The sequence below is a fragment of the Pelistega europaea genome, assembly GCF_013133775.1.
Lineage (GTDB): Bacteria > Pseudomonadota > Gammaproteobacteria > Burkholderiales > Burkholderiaceae_B > Taylorella > Taylorella europaea.
In genome coordinates this window covers 273,625-295,645 of the sequence record NZ_JABGBO010000001.1, presented here as the reverse complement: position 1 = coordinate 295,645, position 22,021 = coordinate 273,625, and the positions used below count along the sequence as shown (strand labels likewise).

Here is a 22,021-nt window from a genome sequence, read left to right as displayed (position 1 = left end):
TGCTAAGTATAGCCTGTTTTAAGATTTAAATCAATTATTACGATTGGTTTCTTACATATTTTTGAAGTTTGGTGGGCGCTTTTCAACGAATGCAGCCATTCCCTCTTTCTGATCCTCTAGTGCAAATGTTGCATGGAACACACGGCGCTCATACGCAAGACCTTGTTCTAATGTTGTCTCAAGGGCTGCATTTACACATTGCTTAGCCATCATAAGCACAGGGGAAGAAAATGCTGCCATACCCTCGGCAATTTTGAGTACCTCCTGGATAAACCCCTCTACAGGCAACACTCGTGCAACCAATCCTGCACTCTCTGCTTCAGCCACGTCCATAAAACGACCGCTCAATACCAAATCCATCGCTTTTGCCTTGCCTATGGCTCGAGTGAGACGCTGCGTCCCTCCTAAGCCAGGAATGGTACCCAACTTAATCTCTGGCTGACCAAATTTTGCATTCTCTGCTGCAATAATCATGTCACACATCATTGCCAATTCACAACCTCCACCAAGCGCAAAACCTGATACAGCCGCGATTACTGGTTTACGAATGCTGGTCTTCATTGTCTCCCAGAAACCACCAATATAATCAGATTTATACACATCCATATATGTCCAGTTCTGCATAGCTTTAATATCAGCACCTGCTGCAAATGCTTTTTCACTACCCGTCAATACAATCACATGGATATTGTCATTTTTTTCAAATGCTAATAGTGCATCACTAAGCTGCTGCATAATTTCGTTGTTGAGTGCATTTAATGCCTTGGGACGGTTTAAGGTCAACAACCCTACTTTACCGTGCACTTCGGCCAACACCAATTTTTCTTCTGACATCATTATCTCCTTTTAAATTTAAAATAATTGTCTCATTATGCCCTGCTACATGAGAGCCTTGCAATTAGTAAAAATCATGAGAGCAGTCTTGCATTATCCCAAAAACATAAGTTCTCCGCACCATACCACTAAGCAGCCCCCTCCGTTGCATAAGAATGTGTCAGCCACTCTTTAGCAAATGTTCTGCTTGACCTTGCTCTAACAAATTAATTATCCCGACTTTATTTGCGATGCAATTAGATAAAAAACTTCACATCACCCACAAAAAGTCCTAACATTAGACAATCTACTTATTTATTTTTTATATAACTATCTCATGAGCGACATTCTTTATCATATTAAGCCAGCTGATTTAGCTGGTCATTTATTTGCAGTAGAACTTCACATCCGACGCCCAGACCCAAGAGGGCAAATCGTTAGTTTACCCACTTGGATTCCAGGCTCTTATCTAATACGGGACTTTTCTCGTCATATTCAACAACTGCGCGCAAGTAGCGGCAATAAACCACTCACATTAACCAAGCTAGATAATCATTCTTGGCAAATACAAGCCAGCACAAAACCTATTAAGTTATCGTATCTTGTATATGCATGGGACTTGTCAGTACGTGCTGCCCATCTTGATGAAACGCACGGTTTTTTCAATGGTACTAGCGTCTTTCTAAAAGTCCATAAACAAGAAAACCATCCTTGCTATGTCGACATCCAAGCCCCAGACAACTACTCTACTTGGAAGGTTTACACTAGCTTACCCGAAGCCATTGGAAAAAAAGGGGCTGCTAAACGCCACGGTTTTGGACTTTATAAAGCTCCTAATTATGATGCTCTGGTCGACCATCCAGTAGAAATGGGGACGCCGGCTTTTATTAGCTTTGAGGCATGTGGAGCACGCCATGAGATGGTATTTACAGGCCTTATACCCAATATTGATTTAGAACGCATTGCTCGGGATACTGCTAAAATTTGCGAATATCAGATTAAGCTTTTTGAGCCAAAAACACATAAGGCACCATTCTTAGATAGTAGCGACAGATATGTATTTATGACAATGGTCACAGGTTCTGATTATGGTGGTCTTGAGCATCGTGCTAGCACAGCCCTCATGGCATCTCGTTCTGATATACCTGTCATTGGGCAGACTGAGATGACAGATGGCTATTGTCAGTTTCTCGGTTTAATCAGTCACGAATACTTCCACACCTGGAATGTCAAACGCATTAAACCACAGACATTTGCCCCTTATGATTTAACTCAAGCAACTCCTACTTCTTTGCTTTGGATTTTTGAGGGTTTCACCTCTTACTATGATGATCAAGTGTTGTATCGGACAGGCTTAATCACTGAAGAAAAATACTTATCGCTTATTGAAAAAACCCTCAATAATGTATGCAACGCCCCTGGTCGTTTCAAGCAAAGTGTGGCAGACAGTTCTTTTGATGCATGGAACAAATACTATAAACAAGACGAGAACTCTCCCAACGCTATTGTCAGCTACTACACCAAAGGCTCTCTTGTTGCTCTTGGACTAGATTTATTAATTCAACAAAAATCTTCTGGCAAAAAGTCATTGGACGATGTGATGCGGTTATTCTGGAAAAAATTTGGTCGTGATTTTTACACCAAACATCCTCACAGAGGTCTACGCGACGAGCAAGTTATATCCCTCATCAAAGAAGCTACAGGCGTTGATACTGCTGAGTTTGTCGAGCGGTACGCATTAGGCGTTGAGGATGTCCCACTTGCCAAGCTATGGGCAAGCCACGGCATTACACTAACCACAGAACCAAGTAAAGAGGCTGGTCTCAATATTAAAACCAAAGTTATTAACGGTGATTGTGTTATTGCTATCGCCTATGAACAAGGGGCTGCACATCAAGGTGGTTTATCAGCTGGTGATGTACTGGTGGCAATAGATAATATCCGTGTAGACAGCAAAAATCTGGATACTGTGTTAAGTCGTTATCGTGTTAAAGACAAAGTGACCATACATGTTTTCCGGCGTGATGAATTAAGAAGTTTTAAAGTGAAATTGCATTCTAAAGAAACGAAATTCTTGTTAAAACGCAGGTAAATATCATGCTTAATTCTATTCTCGCCATTATGATTGGGGCTTCTTGCGGTGCCCTATGCCGGTGGTTTTTAAGCATGAAACTTAACCATCTACTCCCCAACTTACCCCTAGGGACGCTCGTAGCCAATCTATTAGGAGGCTATTTGATTGGATTCTTGATGGCATTTTTTGCACATCATGCCTCAAATCCAGAATGGCGTTTATTACTAATTACGGGTTTTCTAGGGGCACTTACCACTTTCTCTACATTCAGTGCAGAGATGGTAACTCTACTACAACAGCAGCAATACACCTCTTTTATGGTGGGAATTGTTAGTCATGTTGCAGGGTGTTTGTTGATGACTTATTTAGGATTAATGACATTTAGACTGTTTCACTAATCAGTTTTAATGCTATCAATAGCTGTTAACCACCTATTCACATAGGACAAGGGATACGCCAAAATATGCTTAACCGCTAGGCTCCTATAGCAAAGCACAGCCCTCACTTTTATACTGTGTGGCATACTCTACAATAAGGACTCTTGGCCAGTGTCACATAACGCCACTGGCTAGTTTTTGCATCAAAAATCGCTAACTTACCCACCAGTGTATCTGCTAAACCAAGAAGTAATTTCATGGCTTCTAATGCCTGCATACTTCCCATCACCCCCAACAATGGAGAAATCACACCCAAGGTAGCACAATTATCCACACCTAGATTATCCTCTGGGTCAAACATGCAGGCATAACAAGGACTGTAATCCGTACGGAAATCAAAACTACTTATCATGCCCTGCCAACGTATCGCTGCAGCAGTTACTAATGGTTTTTTATGTAAAAAACAAAGCTGATTCAAAACCTGTCTAGTCGTATAGTTATCACTACAATCTAGCACAACATCAACTTGCTGAATAATCTCTGCGGCTTGTTCTGGTGATAGCCGGTAATCAATGGTTTCCACATGAACGTCAGGGTTTAATGCTCGTAATGTTTGTGCAGCAGAGTCCACTTTTAATTGCCCTACCCCCTCGGTGCGGTGGATAATCTGGCGTTGTAAATTACTTAATTCTACCGTATCATCATCCGCAATGATAAGATGCCCTACACCAGCAGCGGCAAGGTACATAGCAGCAGGGGAACCTAGCCCTCCCATACCAAGAATAAATACCCTGCTTTGGTTTAACTGTTCTTGCCCTTCAAAGCCGAAATCCTCCAGCATAATATGTCGAGCATAACGAAGCATCTGATTGTCGTTCATTTTTTCTCTAAAACTTTATCTAATGCTTTATCTAGGGCTTTAGTAGGCTCTTTGTCTCCATTTAAAGACTTGCTAGATTCTTTGTCGGCATGATTATCCTTGGTTGTCGTACCTTTTGATGAGGTCGTCTCAGTTTTAGTGGCATCTCCAACAGTTGATGAAGGACTATCTTGAGTAGCATCATTAGGAGCTTTTTTAGCTGGCTCCGCTACTTCCTTGGTATTTGATTCAGACTCTTCAAGGGTTTTATTACCACTATCCCCCTCTGCTGACTTATTTATCTTCACGGCATCAGCAACTACTCCTTGATTAACTGGTTTGCCATGTAGATAATTCAATGCCTGTTGTAATTGGAAATCTTGATCTGAGCCAAATTCATACATAGTCTCATCTTTGCTACCCCCTGCTTCTGTCTCTTGTTTAGTATCTTCTTTGACCGCATTATCCTTGTCCACCGCTGTGTCGTCTTCTGCATTTTCGTTTTTGAGATGATCTGCTAAATCTGCCTCTCGAGGCGTACGAAATAAATCACCTTTGGCAGTGTCAGATACCACGATATCTGGCTTGATGCCTTTAGCTTGAATAGAGCGTCCATTAGGAGTGTAGTAACGGGCTGTAGTCAGCTTAATGCCAGTATCCTCATCAATAGCTAGCACCACTTGCACAGAACCTTTACCAAAGCTGCGATTCCCCATAATCGTTGCTCGCTTAAAATCTTGCAAAGCACCTGCCACGATTTCAGAAGCTGATGCTGACCCCACATTAAGCAATACCACCATAGGGACTGAGTGCAACCAGTTGGGCAAGTCTTTTAATACCGCACTGGTTTGTAAAATATTATCTGGCGTATAGCGAGAAAACTCTTCTACAACATGATTACGTGCTTTAGTACTCACAATAGTTCGTTTTGTATCCGAGAAGATTTGCACCACACCAACAGAAACATTAAGCAGCCCTCCAGGATCGTTACGCAAGTCTAAAACAATGCTGTTAGGAGTGGTTTTAATAGCTCTGATTTGATGCACCAAATCATTGACAGTATTGGTTTGGAACTGCGAAATACGGAAATACGCAGTATCATCAATCATCTTGCTACGTACACTGCGCCCTTTAATAAGTTCTCTTTTAATTTCTAAATCCACTAGTGTTGGACTTTTGGCACGGCGCAAAGTCAAAGTAATTGTCGTACCAGGGTCTCCTCGAAGTAATTTAATCACTTCGCTCATTTGTTTGCCTTTCATTTCTTCGCCATTGATTTTGACAATAACATCTCCTGGCAATACACCGGCTTTGGCTGCTGGCGTCCCCTCAATAGGAGAAATGATTTTGACAAAGCCATTATCCTCACCAACTTCAATACCTAAACCACCAAACTCACCCTCTGTCTCTTCTTGTAAATCAATCATGTCATCTTTATTTAGATAAGAGGAGTGCGGATCAAGCTCATTCATCATGCCAGCAATCGCAGCATCCACGAGTTTTTCATCGCTGATTGGCTCAACATACTGGTTCTTGACTAAAGCAAAGGCTCGAGCAAACCGACGCAACTGTTCGTAAGAAAACGTCTCTTCAACAGATTCGGCATGCATGGACTGCACACTCTCTGGAATCTGTGTGCCACTTGGTGAATCGTCTTGGGCATATGTCAGACCAACCGATAAACCTGTGATAAATAGTAGGGTACGCCATACTTTCAACATCTCTGATTCCTATTTATTGAGCCAGCCATTGCAAAGGGTTAACTGGGCTGGAGCCTTGTCTAATTTCAAAATAAAGTGCTGGTTCTACCTGTCCGCCAGTAGATCCTGCACGTGCAATCACTGCCCCCGTTCTTACACTATCCCCTACCCGACGAGTCACACTCTGGTTATAACCATAAACACTCAAATAATTATTACCGTGGTCTATGATGATTAAGTTCCCAAAACCTCTCATCCAATCGGCAAAAACCACATGGCCTGAAGCCACCGCTTTAACCGGAGCTCCTTCTGTTGCATTAATCAAAATACCACGCCAAACATCACCTGTATCTGGTCTCGTCTGACCAAACCGCCCCAAGAGACGCCCACGTAGAGGCCATGGAGCCCCTTTTGTTAATCCCCGACTCATATCCGCATCAGCCTCTTGTTGTACCCGACGCTCATCTTCTTTGGCTTGTTGCAATAATTGCTGTGCTTCGCGAGCTTTTTCTTGGGCCAACCGTGCCTTGGCTCGCTCAATTTCTGCATTTTCAGCCTGCTCCTTAGCACTACTCAACACTTTTTCTGTCTGTGCTTGCTGCACCAAGGCTTGTTGTAACTTTGCTTTGGCGACTTCTTCTTGCTCTGCTGTCAAACCGCCAATATTCACCACTTCTTGTGCTTTCTGCACATCAATCATTGCTGCACGTTGTTGAGCAATAGCTTGCATTTGAGCTTGTCGTGCTTGTTCACGTAATTCCTTTGCTCGGGCCAGTTGCTCTTGTGCTGCTCGTGCTTGAGCCTGAGCCTGTTCAGCCTTACGTTGTCGCTCTAAAGCTAATGCTTTACGACGTTCTTCAGCTTGTTTTTGGCGTAGTAGCTCTGCTTGCCTTAGTGCCTCTCGTTGAGCCCGAATATTATTTTCAATTCCTGCAATAACACTGTTAAGTCTTTCCTCATCTGCTTTTAATTGACCTGCCTGCTGACGGCGTTTTTTCAAATCAGACTCAATTTTACCCAATTTAACTTGATAGTCTTTTTGTTCTTTTTCTAGGTCAGACTTAGCCTGTTGAGCCTCCTTCGTGAGCTTAGCTAGACGCTCTTTTCGTTGTTGAGTTTTCTTTTTGACCTCATTGAGTCGATCAATCTCTTTGTTTAGTGACTTCACGGTCTTGGCTCTAGCTTGAGAAATATAGCCAAGGTAGCTTAAATCTCGGCTAATTTTCTGCACATCTTTACCAGATAACATCGCTTTCCATGGCGACATACCGCTGACATATTGAGTAAACAGCTGCTCGGAAAATTCATCTATCTGAGCGGCTAGAATTTGCTTTTGAGTCTCTTCTTCTTGTTGCACCAACAATAAGTCATCCTTGGCCTTTTGTTCGCTATCCAGCAAACGATCCAGCTTGCGGCTGGTATCAGAAATTGCTTTTTCAGATTGTCTTAAATCATCCAATACATCTTTACGATTGGACTCTTGTTTGGCAATTTGTGCACTTAACTGATCAATTTGTGATTGCAAAGCAGCCCTCTGCTTAGCAACCTGTGTTTGTTGCGCATTCAATGTGGACAATGACTGCGCACTCACTGTGGCAGTCATCATCATGGATAAGAGAAAAATACAGGTTTTCACTTACTTTGCTTTACCTTGTGCTGCGACCGCTGCTAATGCAGCCTCAATCTCTTCTTGGTTACCTAAATAGTAGTGGCGAATTGGTTTAAGATTGTCATCCAACTCATATACCAACGGTTGGCCAGTAGGAATGTTCAACTTAAGAACTTCATCTTCACTCATGTTTTCAAGGTACTTAATCAATGCACGCAAACTATTACCATGAGCAGTGATTAATACCCGCTTACCAGCCTTAATATCAGGAGCAATAGCATTTTCCCAGATAGGGATTACACGCGCAACGGTATCCTTGAGACACTCTGTCGCAGGCAACTCCTCTGGCTTGAGATCTGAGTACCGAGGGTCAAAACGGGGATGACGCTCATCATCCAAAGATAATGGATTAGGTGCTACTGAATAGGCACGACGCCAAATAAGCACTTGTTCTTCACCGTATTTTGCAGCAGTTTCTGCTTTATTTAAACCCTGCAAAGCACCGTAATGTCGCTCATTAAGACGCCAACTCTTATTCACTGGTAGGTACATCATGTCCATCGCGTCCAGTGCCGTCCATAAGGTACGAATCGCACGCTTCAACACAGAAACATAAGCCACATCAAACTTGTAGCCTTCTTTTTGAAGTAACTTACCTGCAGCCCACGCTTGCTGGCGCCCTGTTTCGGTAATATCAACATCTGCCCAGCCAGTAAAACGGTTTTCTAGATTCCATTGGCTCTCGCCATGACGCATAAGTACGAGTTTATACATATCAATACCCACAAAATAAAAACAATTTTTCCTATATTTTAGCTAACTATCCTCTATAAGTCTTTGGCTAATTTATAATCACTAAATTAAGTTTAAAAAACACTCTTAAATAGGACTTATTGTGGAATTTTTATACTATCAAAACACGATTTACTTTGCCTTATTTGCTGCTGTCTCTGGTGCTATGTTACTCTGGGGGGCCAAAAAAGGTGGCTCTGGCAAAGGGGCAATCAGTGCCAAAGAGGCCGTACAACTTAGCAATACTGAGCATGCACAATTTATTGATATTCGATCAGAAGAGGCCTTTAAAAAAGCGTCTGTGCCCCAATCTAAACATTTTCCCCAAGAAACTATCCTAGAGAAGATAGGTGCACTTCCTAAAAAGCCTCTCATTCTTGTTTGTGATAGTGGTCGTACCGCTGCTAAGGTCGCTCAACAGTTGATTAAAAACAAAGTTGAACAGGTCTATTGGATTAAAGGCGGTATTAACGAATGGACAAGCGAGGGATACCCTGTTAAGAGTCCCTCATCGAAAAAATAATAAGGAGTCAAATATGAGTAAAGTTACTATGTACTACAAAACCACCTGCCCTTACTGCAAAAAAGCAGAGCAATTACTTATTGCCAGAGGCGTGACAGATATTAACAAAATCAATATTGAAGCGGTTGCTGGTGCTCGTGATGAGATGATTCAACGATCTGGTCGTACGACAGTGCCTCAAATCTTTATTAACGACCATCATGTTGGTGGTTGTGATGACCTTCATGCTTTGGATGCGGAAGGCAAATTAGTTCCTATGCTCGCGGCATAGTTTCATTATTTTTACCTAAGGAAATAACATGGCTGAAGAAAACCAAGCCCCAGAAACCGAAGCAACCGTTGAAACTACTGAAGTTACTGAGAACGCAGCAGAACAGTCTTTCGCTCTACAACGTGTATATCTTAAAGATGTTTCATTAGAGATGCCTAATGCACCCCACATTTTCCTAGAGCCACAAGGCCCTGCTGTAGAAATCGCCCTAAATGTTGGTGGACAACGTCTAGCTGATACCGTGTTTGAGTCTACCGTACGTGTAACAGTAACCACTAAAGTCGAGGACCAAGTCGTTTATTTGGTTGAAGCTACTCAAGCTGGCATTTTTGAAATCGCTAATTTTGAAGATGCACAAATTGACCCTTTACTCGGTATTGTTTGCCCATCTATGCTTTTCCCGTACTTACGCGCCAATGTAGCTGATTTGATTACTCGTGCTTCATTGCCTCCATTACATTTGGCTGAAGTAAACTTCCAAACGCTTTATGAGCAAAATTTAGCGGCAGCGGCTTCAGAAACTAAGCAATAATGATGAAGACCGCCGCACCTAATCTACGAACTCTCGTTATTGGTGCGGGCAGCTGGGGCACGGCCCTAGCTGCAACAGCGACACAGAATAGCCATACATTATTGTGGTGCCGACATGCTGAACAGGCGCAGGCTATTTGTCTCCAACACCATAACCCTCGCTACCTTCACGACTGTGCTTTGCCTAAAGCGCTGCATGCGACCGCTTCTTTCTCAGAAGCTATCACCCATCTCAAGTCATCCCCTTCCCAGGCCCTCATTATTCTTGGTGTTCCTGTCAAAGCTATGCGCGAGACTGTCTCTTTCTGGTTCTCTATGCTAGACAAAGAACACTTATCCAATATTCCTATAGTTTGGACATGCAAGGGCTTTGAGCAATCGACTGGACAACTGCCACACGAGATTGTACGTGAGTCCAGTGGCTTTCCTCATATTGGTGTGTTATCTGGACCTTCTTTCGCCCGAGAGGTTGTTCAAGGTTTGCCTGTTGCTCTTACTGTCGCTAGTGATAGCACAGTGGTATTGCAACGCACGACAGAAGTACTACACAATAATTTCTGCCGCATCTACCAAAGTGATGATGTCAACGGTGTTGAAGTTGGTGGAGCCCTAAAAAACGTCATTGCTATTGCCTGCGGTATTGCAGATGGTCTTGCGTTGGGCAATAATGCACGAGCTGCTTTGATAACCCGTGGATTGGCAGAGATGACTCGTCTTGGAGTTGCCATGCAAGGACAAGCAAGGACGTTTGCTGGCCTCACTGGATTGGGAGATTTAGTGCTTACTTCTACTGGTGATTTATCACGCAACCGTCAAGTGGGATTAGCCATTGCCAAAGGAGTCTCTTTAAGCGATATTCTAAACTCTGGTATTACTGCCGAGGGAGTTCGTAGTGCCCAAGATATTCTAAAAAGAGCACATTCTTTGTCCATTGATATGCCTATCACAGAGGTAGTATGCCGTGTGCTTTTTGATGATTTATCTCCTCGCAATGCCGTGCAACAACTCCTCACTCGCGAAGCCAAGCAAGAACACGTATAATTACACTAACCGCTCTGTGTTTTTGCCGCATCAACACAGAACTGCTAACTTAGGAGATTATTTATGTTCCAACATATTGACTACTACCCGGGAGATCCCATCCTCAGTCTGGTCGAAAAATTTATCGCAGATCCTAGACCAAACAAAGTCAATCTTTCTATTGGTATTTATTTCGATGAAAATGGCAAATTGCCTGTCCTAGGTAGTGTACGTAACGCAGAGGTTGAACGTGCCAAGGAAGCTCGTCCTCGTGGTTATCTACCGATGGAGGGTCTAGCGGAATACCGTCAGGCAGTGCAAAACCTACTTTTTGGCAAAGATAATCCTGCTCTTGCTGAACAACGTATTGCAACTATTCAAACACTTGGTGGATCTGGTGCTCTTAAAATCGGGGCAGACTTTCTAAAAAAATGGTTCCCTGATGCACAAGTCTATGTCAGTGATCCCACTTGGGATAATCACAAGAGTATTTTTGAAGGCTCTGGTTTCAAAGTGGGTACCTACCCTTATTATGATGCCAGCAAAATTGATGTGAAATTCGATGAAATGCTCGCATTTGTGAAAACCTTACCGAAAAACAGTGTGCTTATCCTACATCCTTGCTGCCACAATCCAACAGGGGTTGATTTAATGCCTGCCCAATGGGATGTACTGCTTGATATTATGCAAACACGTCAACTTATTCCATTTATGGATATTGCATACCAAGGCTTTGGAGATGACTTGGACAAAGACACTTACGCTATTCGTAAAGCAGTAGAGATGGGGTTATCATTCTTTGTCAGTAACTCCTTCTCTAAAAATCTCTCGCTTTATGGCGAACGTGTAGGAGGTCTTAGTGTTGTATGCCCTAATGCTGAAGAGGCAAAATTAGTGCTTGGTCAACTTAAAGCTGGTGTACGTCGTGTTTACTCTAGTCCTCCTGCTCATGGCGGTTATATCGTGGCAAATGTGATGAATGACACCACCTTGTTTGCACAATGGACAGACGAAGTGGCCCAAATGCGGGATCGTATCAAAGCGATGCGTCAGCGACTCTACGAAGCGCTAACAGCCAAAGTGCCTCATCGTAATTTTGATTACTTTATTAAACAACGCGGTATGTTTAGCTATACAGGGCTTAACCCTGAACAGGTGCAACGTTTGCAGGATGAATTCGCTGTTTATCTTGTGGGGTCTGGACGTATGTGTGTTGCAGGACTAAATGAATCTAACATTGATCAAGTGGCAGAGGCTTTTGCCCAAGTATTAGCATAATTATCAATCAGGATAGGGGATGAGTAATCCCCTCTCTCATGGCAAGTGATACTTATGCTCACTACTACTCATGAAAAAGAGGATGGAATTACCCATCCTCTTTTTCACTGCAAGCATCCCACCTTATTGACACAGTATCACTGGGATGCTTACTCTTAATCTGCTTAATGATTACTGAGCTGTTTCTAACACACCACGCCTAATCTGATCACGTTCCAAAGACTCAAATAACGCTTTGAAATTACCTTCTCCAAAGCCTTCACGATAATCCCCTTTGCGTTGGATAAACTCAAAGAATACTGGGCCTAATAAAGTTTCTGAGAAGATTTGTAGCAACAAGCGCGGTTGCCCTCCCTCAGTAGTCCCATCTAACAACAGACCGCGTGCTTGTAACTCTTTAACAGGTTCTCCATGTCCTGGCAAACGTTCGTCTAGCATTTCATAATAAGCATCATTAGGTGCTGTCATTAATGGAATGCCGGATGCACGTAGTTTATCAATAGTATCAAGCAGATTATCACTTAATAGTGCAATATGCTGAATTCCCTCGCCACCAAACTGCATGAGGAACTCTTCGATTTGACCACCACCTTGTTTAGACTCTTCATTGAGCGGAATACGAATTAAACCATCAGGAGCAGTCATCGCACGACTCGCCAACCCAGTATACTCCCCTTTAATATCAAAATAACGAATTTCTTTGAAATTAAACAAACGCTCATAAAAACCTGCCCAGAAATCCATACGACCACGGTAAACATTATGGGTCAAGTGGTCAATCAGCTTAAGACCATGCCCAACAGGATGCGGGTCTACTCCTGGCAAAAACTCAAAGTCAATATCATAAATTGACTTACCGTCTTCAAAACGGTCAATCAGATACAGTGGAGCCCCACCAATACCTTTAATAGCTGGAAGACGTAGCTCCATCGGACCAGTAGGAATATCAATAGCTTGAGCACCCAGCTCCAAAGCTTTTGCGTAAGCATCATGGGCATTACGCACACGGAAAGCCATACCACATGCTGAAGGACCATGTTCCTTGGCAAAATACATTGCTTCACTACGGGGCTCACGATTTACAATAAAATTGATGTCTCCTTGGCGATATAAAGAGACATCCTTAGAGCGATGGTTAGCTACCAAAGTAAACCCCATTTTCTCAAATAGTGGCTCTAATACATTGGCTTCAGGTGAAGCAAACTCAACAAACTCAAAACCGCATAACCCCATAGGGTTGTCAAATAAATCTGCCATTATTCATCCTCCTAAAACTATTTATCTTGTTGCTGCTCAGGTGCTGCCTCCCTAAACGCATCTAATTGATTACATCGTTTGGCAATACTTACAATGGTGGGAAAATCACTAATATCACAGTTAAAACGATAAGCATTATAAACCTGTGGCACTAGACAACAATCTGCTAATGTCGGTGTGTCTCCGTGGCAGAATAGCCCCGTCTCTGGTGATTGCAACATACGCTCTAATGCACCAAAACTCTCACGAATCCAATGATGATACCACTGTAATTTCTGCTCCTCACTAAAACCAAATTGATTCACTAAATACTTCAACACTCGCATATTATTCAGTGGGTGAGTGTCTGCAGCAATAAGTAACGCAATCGATCTCACTCTCGCTCTGCCTAATGCATCGGTTGGTAATAAGGGGGGCTCTGGATATTTTTCTTCTAGGTATTCTAGCATTGCCAACGATTGGCCAAAGACCTTTCCCCCATCTTCCAAGGAGGGAACAAGTCTCTGTGGATTCAAGGCAGCATAGGCCTCTGTACGATGCTCCCCCCCATTATTCACTAGGCTAACTGCCTCAATATCATAAGGGATATTTTTCAGAGCCAATGCAATACGCACTCTATAAGCAGCTGAACTACGATAATAAGAATAAAGTTTCATTCATGGTACCTTTAAAAAATACTGCTAGAAAGTTGTATCACCTCTCCTATCACTACTGTGATTACGGAAATACGTGAATCATCAACAATGAGATTGAAAGAATCACCTGCACTGCTCTTAATATTGTGTATTGACTTGATTAATAATCGAACCAAAAATATTGTTGCCTTCTTTGTCTAACATCTCAATACGCACAACATCACCATGCTGCATAAATTCAGTTTGAGGCTTGCCCGTCTCAATGGTTTCATACATACGCACTTCTGCAAGACAACAATATCCTACACCCCCATGCTCTACAGAAGAACCGAAAAGATTATCCTGCTTATTAGACACTGTACCAGAGCCTACTATCGTCCCTGCTTCTGCATCACGGGTCTTGGTCACATGTGTCAGTAAACGTGCAAAGCTAAATGTCATATCCTGCCCTGCATTTGGAAAACCGAATAATTTATCATTTAAAGTCACACGAAGTGGTAAATGTACCTTGGTATCACGCCATGCATCCCCCAATTCATCGGGTGTCACGGCAACAGGACTAAACGCACTGGCAGGCTTGCTTTGAAAAAAACCAAACCCTTTAGCCAATTCAGCTGGAATTAAATTACGCAAAGAGACATCATTAACCAACATAACCAGACGAATCGCCTTTGCTGCTTCTTCAAGTGAAGCACCTTGCTTCAGGTCTCCGCTAACGACAACCACCTCAGCTTCAAAATCAATCCCCCACTCTGGTTGAGCTAAAATTTCATCTCGTGGGCCAATAAAGCTATCTGACCCACCTTGATACATCAATGGATCATCATAAAAGGACGCTGGAACCTCAGAGTTACGTGCCTTACGCACAAGTTCTACATGATTTAAATAAGCGGAACCATCTGCCCATTGATAAGCCCGAGGTAGCGGAGAATGTGCCTTGGCAGGATCAAAAATGGCTCCTATTGTCGCATCTGCATTTAAGGCTTCATATTGCTGTTGTAAGCTCAAAACAATATCATCCCAGTTGTCCAATGCCTCTTGCATGGTTTTAACTGTACCTGCCTCAATATAGCGCGTCAAATCACGACTTACTACAACCAAACGACCATCTCGTGTATTATTTTTTAGTGTAGCTAGTTTCATTGTATCCTCTATATATTCTTTTCTAATTTACTAAACCCATTGATTAACGATATAAACACAGCGTGTAGCACCGTCTTAATAGGCAATGTTTATCCATTCAAAATTATCAATATCCGAAGCATTGACAATACTTGCAAGCAAGAAATTTATACCTCAGGCGGCTCACTACCATCATGAATCCAACGTGCATGTTGTGGAGCTCGCTTAGTCTGTGCCCACTCATTAAGCATATCCCACTTCACCTTATCAATTGCACGATCCATTTTAGGAGTACTAGTATCACACGCTAATTCAATACGATGTCCGCTAGGGTCAAAGAAATAAATAGATTGGAATAAAGTATGGTTGACTGGTCCAAGTACATCAACACCCCCTGCAATTAATTTCTCTTTGGTAGCGAGTAACGTATCCATAGACTCCACACGCAATGCTAAATGCTGTGTCCATACAGGGGTATTTTCGTCGCGCCCCATCTCAGGTTTTGTAGGTAACTCAAAAAAAGCAAGGATATTGTTGCCGCCCACATTAAGAAAAATATGCATATAAGGGTCTGGCTCTTTGGTAGATGGTACCTGATCCTCAGCAATGGCCAGCACGAAATCTGCCCCTAGGTGTTTCTGATACCATTCAACCGTTTCCTTGGCATCCTTACAACGATAAGCAACATGATGCACACCTTTTAAGATAGACATAGCAAACTCCTTTGTTGGCTAAAAATATCGAAGGACTCAATTAAGCACGGTTGTTAGAATTGATTTCCATACTTAAAAGAGTCCTCCTCCCCATGTAGGTTTATATTAATCAAACCAGAGTCAACAAACAAACGGTTTTTTATGAATTATCTATAAGTTTTTCTAATAAATAGTGGTTTTCCCTAGAAGTTTTAATTTATTTTTCCAAAAGCCTTTCTTATTACATTAGATTTTAAGAAATTATTTCTTTCTTCCAATACTATCAATAGAAATATACGTCTCACCTGAAGTAACTCCTTTGGTTATACCACTACGCCATGCATGGCCATAGACCACTTCAAGTGTTAAATGCAATAAACCATCTGCCTTGCGGCCTTGTTCCAAAGCATTTAATAAAGATTGATACCAGTTTCTACCACGTAAACCATCTGATCGCCCAATACAAGGATTACCCCCAAATTGATACACATCCGCCAGCAATTTTTCTGGGGTTTTATAGGTTAAGGTAATCATTTCTTGATCCATTACAGGGTCAACAAAACCATGTTCCAGCATAATATCGCCAAAATCATGCATATCCACAAACTCCATCATATGAGTGTGGATTCCTGCTCGCTGTACTGCCTCTCTCAGCTCAATAAATGTATGCGGACCAAAACAAGAAAACATACATAATCCACCCACTTTTAGTAAACGTCGCCATTCGTGCATCACCTGTTCAGGAGATGGGTGCCAATGCAATGCTAAATTTGACCAAATGAGTTCCACACTCTCTGGTGCTAAACCCGTATCCGCCATATCTTTTAGCAGGAATTCCGGCGTTTTTTGAGCAGTCATTTTTTTTAATAAGGCACTTAATCCTTTTGCCGAGAAATGTTGTTGTGCTTCTTGAATAAAAACTTCACAACTATCAATCCCAATGTAATGTGCCTTGGGATACCGTTGTTGCAAGACCTCTACACGCAACCCTGGGCCACACCCCATATCAATTAAGGCACTAGGCTCAATGCGAATATATTGCAAACGGTCTATCATGCGTTGAGCTATTTCATCCAAGATAAAACGTATACCTGCTAACGAATGACGGCGAGCAAACTGCAAAGCAACATGGCGAGAATCAATCGGTAAGTATTGGGGTGAAGATGAGTGTGTATGGGACATTTTTATCCTAGTGTACTAGTACCAAAACAAAATTTACGATAGGCTTTATTGTAAATTTTTCTGCCTAGTTGCATGAAATTTGTTATCAGTTTAGTTGTAAATTCTTGTTCAATGTCCTAACGGAAGTGGGCTGTCATGGAATCAATTTAAAGACGCCCACCTACTTATGCCAAGAGAAACTCTTCATGCGTTTATTTACTTCATTATTAACAAGTCAATGTCCCCTCTGTCACTCTGAGGCTTCGATTGGTAGATTCTGTCCTACCTGTCAAGAAGATATTCTCTCCAGCCGCTTTTATGCTCACCGTTGCCCTCATTGTCAACTTGCTCTCTCTGAGAATCAACATTGTCCAAACTGCTATGAACACCGACTCATACTCTCACATATTTATACTGCTTTTGACTATATCCCCCCTCTGGATAGTCTAGTACTACAGTTTAAAAATGCCCAGCAACCGCACTTAGCACGCCCATTTGCTCATCTACTCTATGAGCAACTTCGACAAAAACAGCAACTACCATCAAAAGATGCTATTCTCATTCCCATTCCTAGTCGTACGGCAAGTTTACATAAAAGAGGTTTTAATCCAGCAACCTTATTCGCTAAGCACCTTGCTAGAATGCTTCACTGCCCACTCAATTTAAGTGTGTTGCGTTGTCATGATTCACAGCAGATGCAAAAGACACTCTCACGTCAAAATCGTTTCCTACACAGTAGTCAGTTGTATTACTGTGCTTATCGATTAGATGTCCCACACGTGATTTTGGTTGATGATATTCTGACCACTGGCAGTACAATGGATAGTGCCGCACGGGCGTTGATAGCGGCAGGAGTCCGACAAGTAGATGCAATGGTGATTGCCCGCACTGCTAGCCCCCTCGCATAAATTTTAAAGATAATTCCTTTGACAGTAGCTCAGCTCATTAAAGCAACCCGTAAATTTATAAACCACGTAGGAACTGCTCCTCTAGTAATCAATATACCTAGTATTGGTAAAAGCCAAATCGATTCAGCCTCAATAGGATGAAAACTTTTCGTCTAGCCACAAAAACATTACAATAGAACCCTGAGCAAACTGCTTTACTTGTATCTGTGTATGTCGCACTGGCATAACTGACTTTTACCAAGTTTTTTAAGCAAATTTCTCACCCCATATTTCATTTATCCCTGCTGGGTTTGTCTTTATTATGTTTCACATTATTCTTGTTTCTCCTGAAATGCCTGCCAATACTGGCAATATTATCCGACTCTCTGCCAATACTGGTGCACACCTTCACCTTGTTCGCCCCTTTATTTTTTCACTAGATGATAAGCGTTTGCGTCGTGCTGGACTGGATTATCATGAATATGCTTCATTAAAAGTACACGATTCGCTAACTGAGGCAATTCAGTCGACTGGAGCCAGTCCTGAGCGTGTGTTTGCCATTTCTACTAAAGGCAAAAAACGTATTGGTGAGACACCCTTTCAAAAAGGCGACTGCTTTGTTTTTGGAAGAGAAACAGCGGGGTTAAAACCAGAAGAATGGGAAATTATCGGTTTAGATGCAGCAATTCGCCTCCCTATGCAACCTAACTCACGTAGTCTAAATCTTTCCAATGCAGTGGCAATCACCATTTATGAAGCATGGCGCCAGATTGGGTTTGAGGGTGGTGTGTAAGACTACTTACGCCAGTATACAGGAGCAAAAATAATCATCACGGTGAACAACTCGAGACGCCCAACCAACATAGCAACGGTGCAGACCCAAATAGCGAAGTCATTCAATACACCATAATTCCCCATTGGCCCCACAGCTCCTAGCCCAGGACCGAGATTGCTGACGCTTGCCACAATGGCGGAAATCGCCGTGTCGTAATCAACACCACTAATAAGCAGTAAAATAGTAAACAACATCACCGCCCCTGCATAGATAATTAAGAACAATAGAATAGCTGAGATAACGGAGCGATTAATTGTGCGCTTTTTCACTCTTAATGGGAACACCCCATGAGGATGGATTAATTTACGCAATTCAATGCCTATTTGCTTAAACAGAATAATCATACGGATTAGCTTGACACCACCACCAGTCGAGCCTGCCGAACTCACAAAGTTAGCCAGCATTAACATCCAAATAGGGATGGCAATAGGCCACAAAGAATAGTCAGTATTAGCAAACCCTGTCGTGGTCGCTATAGAAATCGTATTAAAAAATCCGTAACGAAAAGCACTTTCTAAACTTGTATAATAACCAGACAAGAATAAATATACACTGATGAGCAAAGCACTACTTAACACGATGGTCAGAAAAGGGAGTGCCTCGGGACAATAAATGTAAGCCTTGAGGCTGCGCAGGCGTAAGGCGGTAAAGTGAGTAGCAAAGTTGATTCCTGAAAACAGCATAAAAATACATGCTACTAACTCTACTATGGGGTTATTAATATCAGCATACCCATTAGTATAGGTTGAGAAGCCCCCTAATCCCATTGTTGAGCCTGCATGACACCATGCATCAAACCACTCCAACCCTGCCCAACGATAGCAAAGCACACATAATAAACTTGTACCAATATAAATGCTGTAGAGTGCCTTAGCAGTACCAGCTATACGAGGTGTAAGTTTTTCCTCTTTCATAGGACCAGCAGCCTCTCCACGCACCACTTGGTGCCCTCCCACACCTAAGAGTGGTAGGATGGCTACTGCCAGCACCAAAATACCCATGCCACCAAACCAGATAAGCGAGTGTCGCCATGCATTAATAGAACGTGGCAAATGAGTCACATCAGCAATAACAGTAGACCCTGTGGTAGTTAGTCCTGACATTACTTCATAATAGGCTTTAGTAAAACTGAGTGAAAAATCGCCTGTATGATAAGGCAACATGAAAGGAATTGTCCCTATCGCAGGGAACAATAGCCAAACACAGAATACCAATAACAATCCATCTCGTAGACGCAACTCTCGTTTGAAGGGCAAGCCGATAAGAAACAATGCGAGTCCTACCATGGCGGTAATTACAATTGCATAAAGGAAGTTCTTATCCCAGCCATCTTGATAATAAATGGAGAAGCTGTATGGTAACAGCAAGATAATGGACCAGAACATGGTTACCAGTCCTAAAGCATGAGCAATGTATAAAAAGCGCTTCACCGGTCCATCCTTTAGAAGAACAGCAATGAAACTTGGAACAACTTCTCAATACGCTTCATCACATTACGATTACCAGCATAAACAATCACATGATCGCCTTTTTCTATCACAGTATCATTTTGTGGGATCACAATCTGATCGCCACGCAAAATCGCAGCGATTTGAGCAGAAGAAGGTAACCGGATATCCTCTACAGAGCGCCCAACCACGTTAGAGCTTTTCTCATCTCCTACTACCTCAAACTCAATTACTTCAGCATCACCACGACGTAGACGGTGACCTCGCACAATAGAGCCTTGGCGTACTTCATGCAATAACGCACCAATTGTCGCTTGAGATGGTGAGACAGCCACATCAATCATACTACCTTGCATCAACTCGCCATATGCACGACGGGCAATCAATGCAATCACTTTATGGGCCCCCAGACGCTTCGCCAATAGCGAAGACATAATATTGTCCTCGTCATCATTGGTTACAGCAACCCAGGTATCCATCTCATCCACATTTTCACTAAGTAAAAGTGACTCATCAGTACCATTTCCATGAAGCACCAACACATCTTCAGGCAGCAAAGAAGCTAACTGTTTACAACGCTCCCTATCTTGCTCAATGATACGTACGTTATAGCCTGCATTAGATAATGCTAGTGCCAGACGAGCACCAATATTACCACCACCTGCAATCATCACTGAACGGGCTCGTTTATTGGCACGATTCAGACTAGCAATGGCTTTCATTGCTTCAGTAGTATCCATCGCCAATACCAGCTCGTCACCAACTTTAAGGTTAAACAATCTATCTAGTGGTAGAGACTCACCATCACGTACCAACTCTAAAATACGTCCGCGACCATGAGGCAGATTAAGGTGATTCTCGTCGATTTGATAGTCCAACAACGTACTACGTTTACTGATTTTAATAATGGCAATACTAATCTTACCATCAGCAAAATTAACGACTTGCAAGGCATCAGGAAATTCAATCAAACCCTGCAAATACTGAGTCACACTACTTTCGGGGCTAATGATAGAATCAACACCAAACTGCTCCTGTAAAATGTCAGGATGTTGTGCATAATAATGCCCTCGAATACGTGCAATACGTCGAGGGACATTAAACATATCTTTAGCAAGTTTACATACGACTAAGTTTGTGGCATCGGTAGCTGCACAGGCAACAATTAAATCGCAGTCTTCAGCTCCTGCCTGGGCTAATACATCTGGCGATGAACCATCACCGCAAATGGTCTGCAAATCAAAACGCTCTTGCAAATAACCCAATACAATTTTATTGGTATCAACAATAGTGATGTCGTTTTTCTCGGAGACCAAGTTCTCCGCCACGCTAGAGCCAACACGCCCTGCTCCGATTAGCAAGATTTTCATAATAGCAATTAAGCGCCACGCTTACGAGAAGAATCAATACCTAACTGGCGAAGTTTACGATACAGATGCGTACGCTCAAGCCCTGTTTTCTCAGAAACACGTGTCATGCTATGATTCTCTCGCATCAGATGATACTCAAAATAAACTCTTTCAAACTCATCTCGAGCATCTCGTAATGGCTGATCTAGGGAAACACTACCTAGGTACCCTTGCCGACTGCTATTACTCTCTAGCACATTGGCAGCTGATGTCGTAGGGGCTGCTGGAGGCACTGCCGCTACAGGGCGAGACGCTACTGGAGCTGTGGCTGCTGCTGAGGGAGTGGCATAAGCAGAAGAAGCTGCTGCTGGTTGTGCTACACGTGTTGCAGGTCTTTGCAAAACCTGTTGCACAGTAGTCAATAGCTTATTTAGTGTAATCGGTTTCTCAAGAAAATCTGCAGCACCAATACGCGTTGCCTCTACTGCCGTATCTAATGTGGCATGACCACTCATCATTACGACAGGCATATCTAATAAACCTTGAGAACTCCACTCTTTGAGTAGACTTACTCCATCAGCATCCGGCATCCAAATATCAAGCAAAACTAAATCTGGACGACTAGCCAAACGCGCAGCACGCGCTTGAGCAACGTTTTCAGCTAACTCAACGCTGTGACCTTGCTCATACAAAATTTCTTGTAAAAGCTCACGAATACCAATCTCATCATCTACTACCAGAATTCTGGCCATAAATTACCCGCCTATTCAGAGTGAAACACATCGTAA

General features: G+C 42.6%; 22 protein-coding genes. 9 read left to right on the top strand and 13 right to left on the bottom strand.

The window, feature by feature from the left end; all coding sequences use genetic code 11:
* Window positions 1-51: 51 nt before the first annotated feature.
* The gene (locus tag HKX40_RS01315; protein WP_171587824.1) at window positions 52-834 is read right to left on the bottom strand and encodes an enoyl-CoA hydratase; all 783 of its coding nucleotides are present in this window, start codon (window positions 832-834) and stop codon (window positions 52-54) included.
* Window positions 835-1,150: 316 nt separating this feature from the next.
* Here HKX40_RS01315 and HKX40_RS01310 point away from each other — a divergent pair, with 316 nt between their 5' ends.
* On the top strand, window positions 1,151-2,905 hold the full coding sequence (locus tag HKX40_RS01310) for a M61 family metallopeptidase (protein WP_171587757.1): 1,755 nt from the start codon (window positions 1,151-1,153) through the stop codon (window positions 2,903-2,905).
* A 5-nt stretch (window positions 2,906-2,910) separates the two neighbouring features.
* Complete coding sequence (gene crcB / locus HKX40_RS01305) at window positions 2,911-3,285, top strand: fluoride efflux transporter CrcB (protein ID WP_171587756.1); 375 nt, start codon at window positions 2,911-2,913, stop codon at window positions 3,283-3,285.
* 109 nt (window positions 3,286-3,394) lie between these two features.
* On the opposite strand, the gene HKX40_RS01300 is transcribed toward crcB, so the two are convergent.
* Genes HKX40_RS01300 through gpmA form a run of 4 tightly spaced genes read right to left on the bottom strand, consistent with a single transcriptional unit; the run spans window position 3,395 to window position 8,206 of the window.
* Window positions 3,395-4,144 carry a HesA/MoeB/ThiF family protein gene (locus tag HKX40_RS01300; RefSeq protein WP_171587755.1) on the bottom strand — a complete coding sequence of 250 codons (750 nt, stop codon included), beginning with the start codon at window positions 4,142-4,144 and terminating at the stop codon, window positions 3,395-3,397.
* A complete protein-coding gene (locus HKX40_RS01295; protein WP_171587754.1) occupies window positions 4,141-5,844 on the bottom strand; it encodes a S41 family peptidase in 1,704 nt (567 codons plus the stop codon). The genes HKX40_RS01300 and HKX40_RS01295 overlap by 4 nt, the downstream gene beginning before the upstream one ends.
* A gap of 13 nt (window positions 5,845-5,857) precedes the next feature.
* A complete protein-coding gene (locus tag HKX40_RS01290) occupies window positions 5,858-7,432 on the bottom strand; it encodes a peptidoglycan DD-metalloendopeptidase family protein (protein ID WP_171587753.1) in 1,575 nt (524 codons plus the stop codon).
* Between the two features lie 27 nt (window positions 7,433-7,459).
* Window positions 7,460-8,206: a 2,3-diphosphoglycerate-dependent phosphoglycerate mutase gene (gene gpmA / locus HKX40_RS01285; RefSeq protein ID WP_171587752.1), complete on the bottom strand. Its 747-nt coding sequence runs from the start codon at window positions 8,204-8,206 to the stop codon at window positions 7,460-7,462.
* Between the two features lie 121 nt (window positions 8,207-8,327).
* Here gpmA and HKX40_RS01280 point away from each other — a divergent pair, with 121 nt between their 5' ends.
* From HKX40_RS01280 to HKX40_RS01260, 5 genes are all read left to right on the top strand, one after another.
* Window positions 8,328-8,747, top strand: coding sequence for a rhodanese-like domain-containing protein (locus HKX40_RS01280; protein WP_171587751.1), 420 nt, complete (start codon window positions 8,328-8,330; stop codon window positions 8,745-8,747).
* Window positions 8,748-8,760: 13 nt separating this feature from the next.
* Window positions 8,761-9,018 carry a glutaredoxin 3 gene (grxC, locus tag HKX40_RS01275; protein ID WP_171587750.1) on the top strand — a complete coding sequence of 86 codons (258 nt, stop codon included), beginning with the start codon at window positions 8,761-8,763 and terminating at the stop codon, window positions 9,016-9,018.
* Window positions 9,019-9,046: 28 nt separating this feature from the next.
* Window positions 9,047-9,550 carry a protein-export chaperone SecB gene (gene secB / locus HKX40_RS01270; RefSeq protein ID WP_171587749.1) on the top strand — a complete coding sequence of 168 codons (504 nt, stop codon included), beginning with the start codon at window positions 9,047-9,049 and terminating at the stop codon, window positions 9,548-9,550.
* A 2-nt stretch (window positions 9,551-9,552) separates the two neighbouring features.
* Window positions 9,553-10,590 (top strand): NAD(P)H-dependent glycerol-3-phosphate dehydrogenase, encoded by a 1,038-nt coding sequence (locus HKX40_RS01265; protein WP_171587823.1) that lies wholly within the window; start codon window positions 9,553-9,555, stop codon window positions 10,588-10,590.
* A gap of 63 nt (window positions 10,591-10,653) precedes the next feature.
* The gene (locus tag HKX40_RS01260) at window positions 10,654-11,847 is read left to right on the top strand and encodes an amino acid aminotransferase (RefSeq protein ID WP_171587748.1); all 1,194 of its coding nucleotides are present in this window, start codon (window positions 10,654-10,656) and stop codon (window positions 11,845-11,847) included.
* Window positions 11,848-12,018: 171 nt separating this feature from the next.
* Here HKX40_RS01260 and hppD read toward each other — a convergent pair whose 3' ends face one another.
* From hppD to HKX40_RS01235, 5 genes are all read right to left on the bottom strand, one after another.
* Complete coding sequence (gene hppD, locus HKX40_RS01255; protein WP_171587747.1) at window positions 12,019-13,104, bottom strand: 4-hydroxyphenylpyruvate dioxygenase; 1,086 nt, start codon at window positions 13,102-13,104, stop codon at window positions 12,019-12,021.
* Window positions 13,105-13,121: 17 nt separating this feature from the next.
* Window positions 13,122-13,760 carry a maleylacetoacetate isomerase gene (gene maiA, locus HKX40_RS01250; RefSeq protein WP_171587746.1) on the bottom strand — a complete coding sequence of 213 codons (639 nt, stop codon included), beginning with the start codon at window positions 13,758-13,760 and terminating at the stop codon, window positions 13,122-13,124.
* Between the two features lie 117 nt (window positions 13,761-13,877).
* The gene (locus tag HKX40_RS01245) at window positions 13,878-14,882 is read right to left on the bottom strand and encodes a fumarylacetoacetate hydrolase family protein (protein WP_171587745.1); all 1,005 of its coding nucleotides are present in this window, start codon (window positions 14,880-14,882) and stop codon (window positions 13,878-13,880) included.
* Window positions 14,883-15,028: 146 nt separating this feature from the next.
* Window positions 15,029-15,574: a VOC family protein gene (locus tag HKX40_RS01240; RefSeq protein ID WP_171587744.1), complete on the bottom strand. Its 546-nt coding sequence runs from the start codon at window positions 15,572-15,574 to the stop codon at window positions 15,029-15,031.
* Between the two features lie 240 nt (window positions 15,575-15,814).
* Window positions 15,815-16,735, bottom strand: a complete 921-nt coding sequence (locus HKX40_RS01235) for a methyltransferase domain-containing protein (protein WP_171587743.1) — start codon at window positions 16,733-16,735, stop codon at window positions 15,815-15,817.
* Window positions 16,736-16,920: 185 nt separating this feature from the next.
* Between HKX40_RS01235 and HKX40_RS01230 the strand changes: the two genes are divergently transcribed.
* Window positions 16,921-17,622, top strand: a complete 702-nt coding sequence (locus tag HKX40_RS01230) for a ComF family protein (RefSeq protein ID WP_171587742.1) — start codon at window positions 16,921-16,923, stop codon at window positions 17,620-17,622.
* 301 nt (window positions 17,623-17,923) lie between these two features.
* Complete coding sequence (locus HKX40_RS01225; RefSeq protein ID WP_171587741.1) at window positions 17,924-18,394, top strand: tRNA (cytidine(34)-2'-O)-methyltransferase; 471 nt, start codon at window positions 17,924-17,926, stop codon at window positions 18,392-18,394.
* A gap of 2 nt (window positions 18,395-18,396) precedes the next feature.
* Here HKX40_RS01225 and HKX40_RS01220 read toward each other — a convergent pair whose 3' ends face one another.
* Genes HKX40_RS01220 through HKX40_RS01210 form a run of 3 tightly spaced genes read right to left on the bottom strand, consistent with a single transcriptional unit; the run spans window position 18,397 to window position 21,985 of the window.
* The gene (locus HKX40_RS01220; protein WP_171587740.1) at window positions 18,397-19,866 is read right to left on the bottom strand and encodes a potassium transporter TrkG; all 1,470 of its coding nucleotides are present in this window, start codon (window positions 19,864-19,866) and stop codon (window positions 18,397-18,399) included.
* An 11-nt stretch (window positions 19,867-19,877) separates the two neighbouring features.
* The gene (gene trkA, locus HKX40_RS01215; RefSeq protein ID WP_171587739.1) at window positions 19,878-21,254 is read right to left on the bottom strand and encodes a Trk system potassium transporter TrkA; all 1,377 of its coding nucleotides are present in this window, start codon (window positions 21,252-21,254) and stop codon (window positions 19,878-19,880) included.
* A gap of 8 nt (window positions 21,255-21,262) precedes the next feature.
* On the bottom strand, window positions 21,263-21,985 hold the full coding sequence (locus HKX40_RS01210) for a response regulator (protein ID WP_171587738.1): 723 nt from the start codon (window positions 21,983-21,985) through the stop codon (window positions 21,263-21,265).
* Between the last annotated feature and the right edge of the window lie 36 nt (window positions 21,986-22,021).

Coding starts and splice junctions, on each gene's coding strand:
- HKX40_RS01315 (WP_171587824.1), bottom strand. CDS start 834: ATGTCAGAAGAAAAATTGGTGTTGGCCGAAGTGCACGGTAAAGTAGGG.
- HKX40_RS01310 (WP_171587757.1), top strand. CDS start 1,151: ATGAGCGACATTCTTTATCATATTAAGCCAGCTGATTTAGCTGGTCAT.
- crcB (WP_171587756.1), top strand. CDS start 2,911: ATGCTTAATTCTATTCTCGCCATTATGATTGGGGCTTCTTGCGGTGCC.
- HKX40_RS01300 (WP_171587755.1), bottom strand. CDS start 4,144: ATGAACGACAATCAGATGCTTCGTTATGCTCGACATATTATGCTGGAG.
- HKX40_RS01295 (WP_171587754.1), bottom strand. CDS start 5,844: ATGTTGAAAGTATGGCGTACCCTACTATTTATCACAGGTTTATCGGTT.
- HKX40_RS01290 (WP_171587753.1), bottom strand. CDS start 7,432: ATGATGATGACTGCCACAGTGAGTGCGCAGTCATTGTCCACATTGAAT.
- gpmA (WP_171587752.1), bottom strand. CDS start 8,206: ATGTATAAACTCGTACTTATGCGTCATGGCGAGAGCCAATGGAATCTA.
- grxC (WP_171587750.1), top strand. CDS start 8,761: ATGAGTAAAGTTACTATGTACTACAAAACCACCTGCCCTTACTGCAAA.
- secB (WP_171587749.1), top strand. CDS start 9,047: ATGGCTGAAGAAAACCAAGCCCCAGAAACCGAAGCAACCGTTGAAACT.
- HKX40_RS01265 (WP_171587823.1), top strand. CDS start 9,553: ATGAAGACCGCCGCACCTAATCTACGAACTCTCGTTATTGGTGCGGGC.
- HKX40_RS01260 (WP_171587748.1), top strand. CDS start 10,654: ATGTTCCAACATATTGACTACTACCCGGGAGATCCCATCCTCAGTCTG.
- hppD (WP_171587747.1), bottom strand. CDS start 13,104: ATGGCAGATTTATTTGACAACCCTATGGGGTTATGCGGTTTTGAGTTT.
- maiA (WP_171587746.1), bottom strand. CDS start 13,760: ATGAAACTTTATTCTTATTATCGTAGTTCAGCTGCTTATAGAGTGCGT.
- HKX40_RS01245 (WP_171587745.1), bottom strand. CDS start 14,882: ATGAAACTAGCTACACTAAAAAATAATACACGAGATGGTCGTTTGGTT.
- HKX40_RS01240 (WP_171587744.1), bottom strand. CDS start 15,574: ATGTCTATCTTAAAAGGTGTGCATCATGTTGCTTATCGTTGTAAGGAT.
- HKX40_RS01235 (WP_171587743.1), bottom strand. CDS start 16,735: ATGTCCCATACACACTCATCTTCACCCCAATACTTACCGATTGATTCT.
- HKX40_RS01230 (WP_171587742.1), top strand. CDS start 16,921: ATGCGTTTATTTACTTCATTATTAACAAGTCAATGTCCCCTCTGTCAC.
- HKX40_RS01225 (WP_171587741.1), top strand. CDS start 17,924: ATGTTTCACATTATTCTTGTTTCTCCTGAAATGCCTGCCAATACTGGC.
- trkA (WP_171587739.1), bottom strand. CDS start 21,254: ATGAAAATCTTGCTAATCGGAGCAGGGCGTGTTGGCTCTAGCGTGGCG.
- HKX40_RS01210 (WP_171587738.1), bottom strand. CDS start 21,985: ATGGCCAGAATTCTGGTAGTAGATGATGAGATTGGTATTCGTGAGCTT.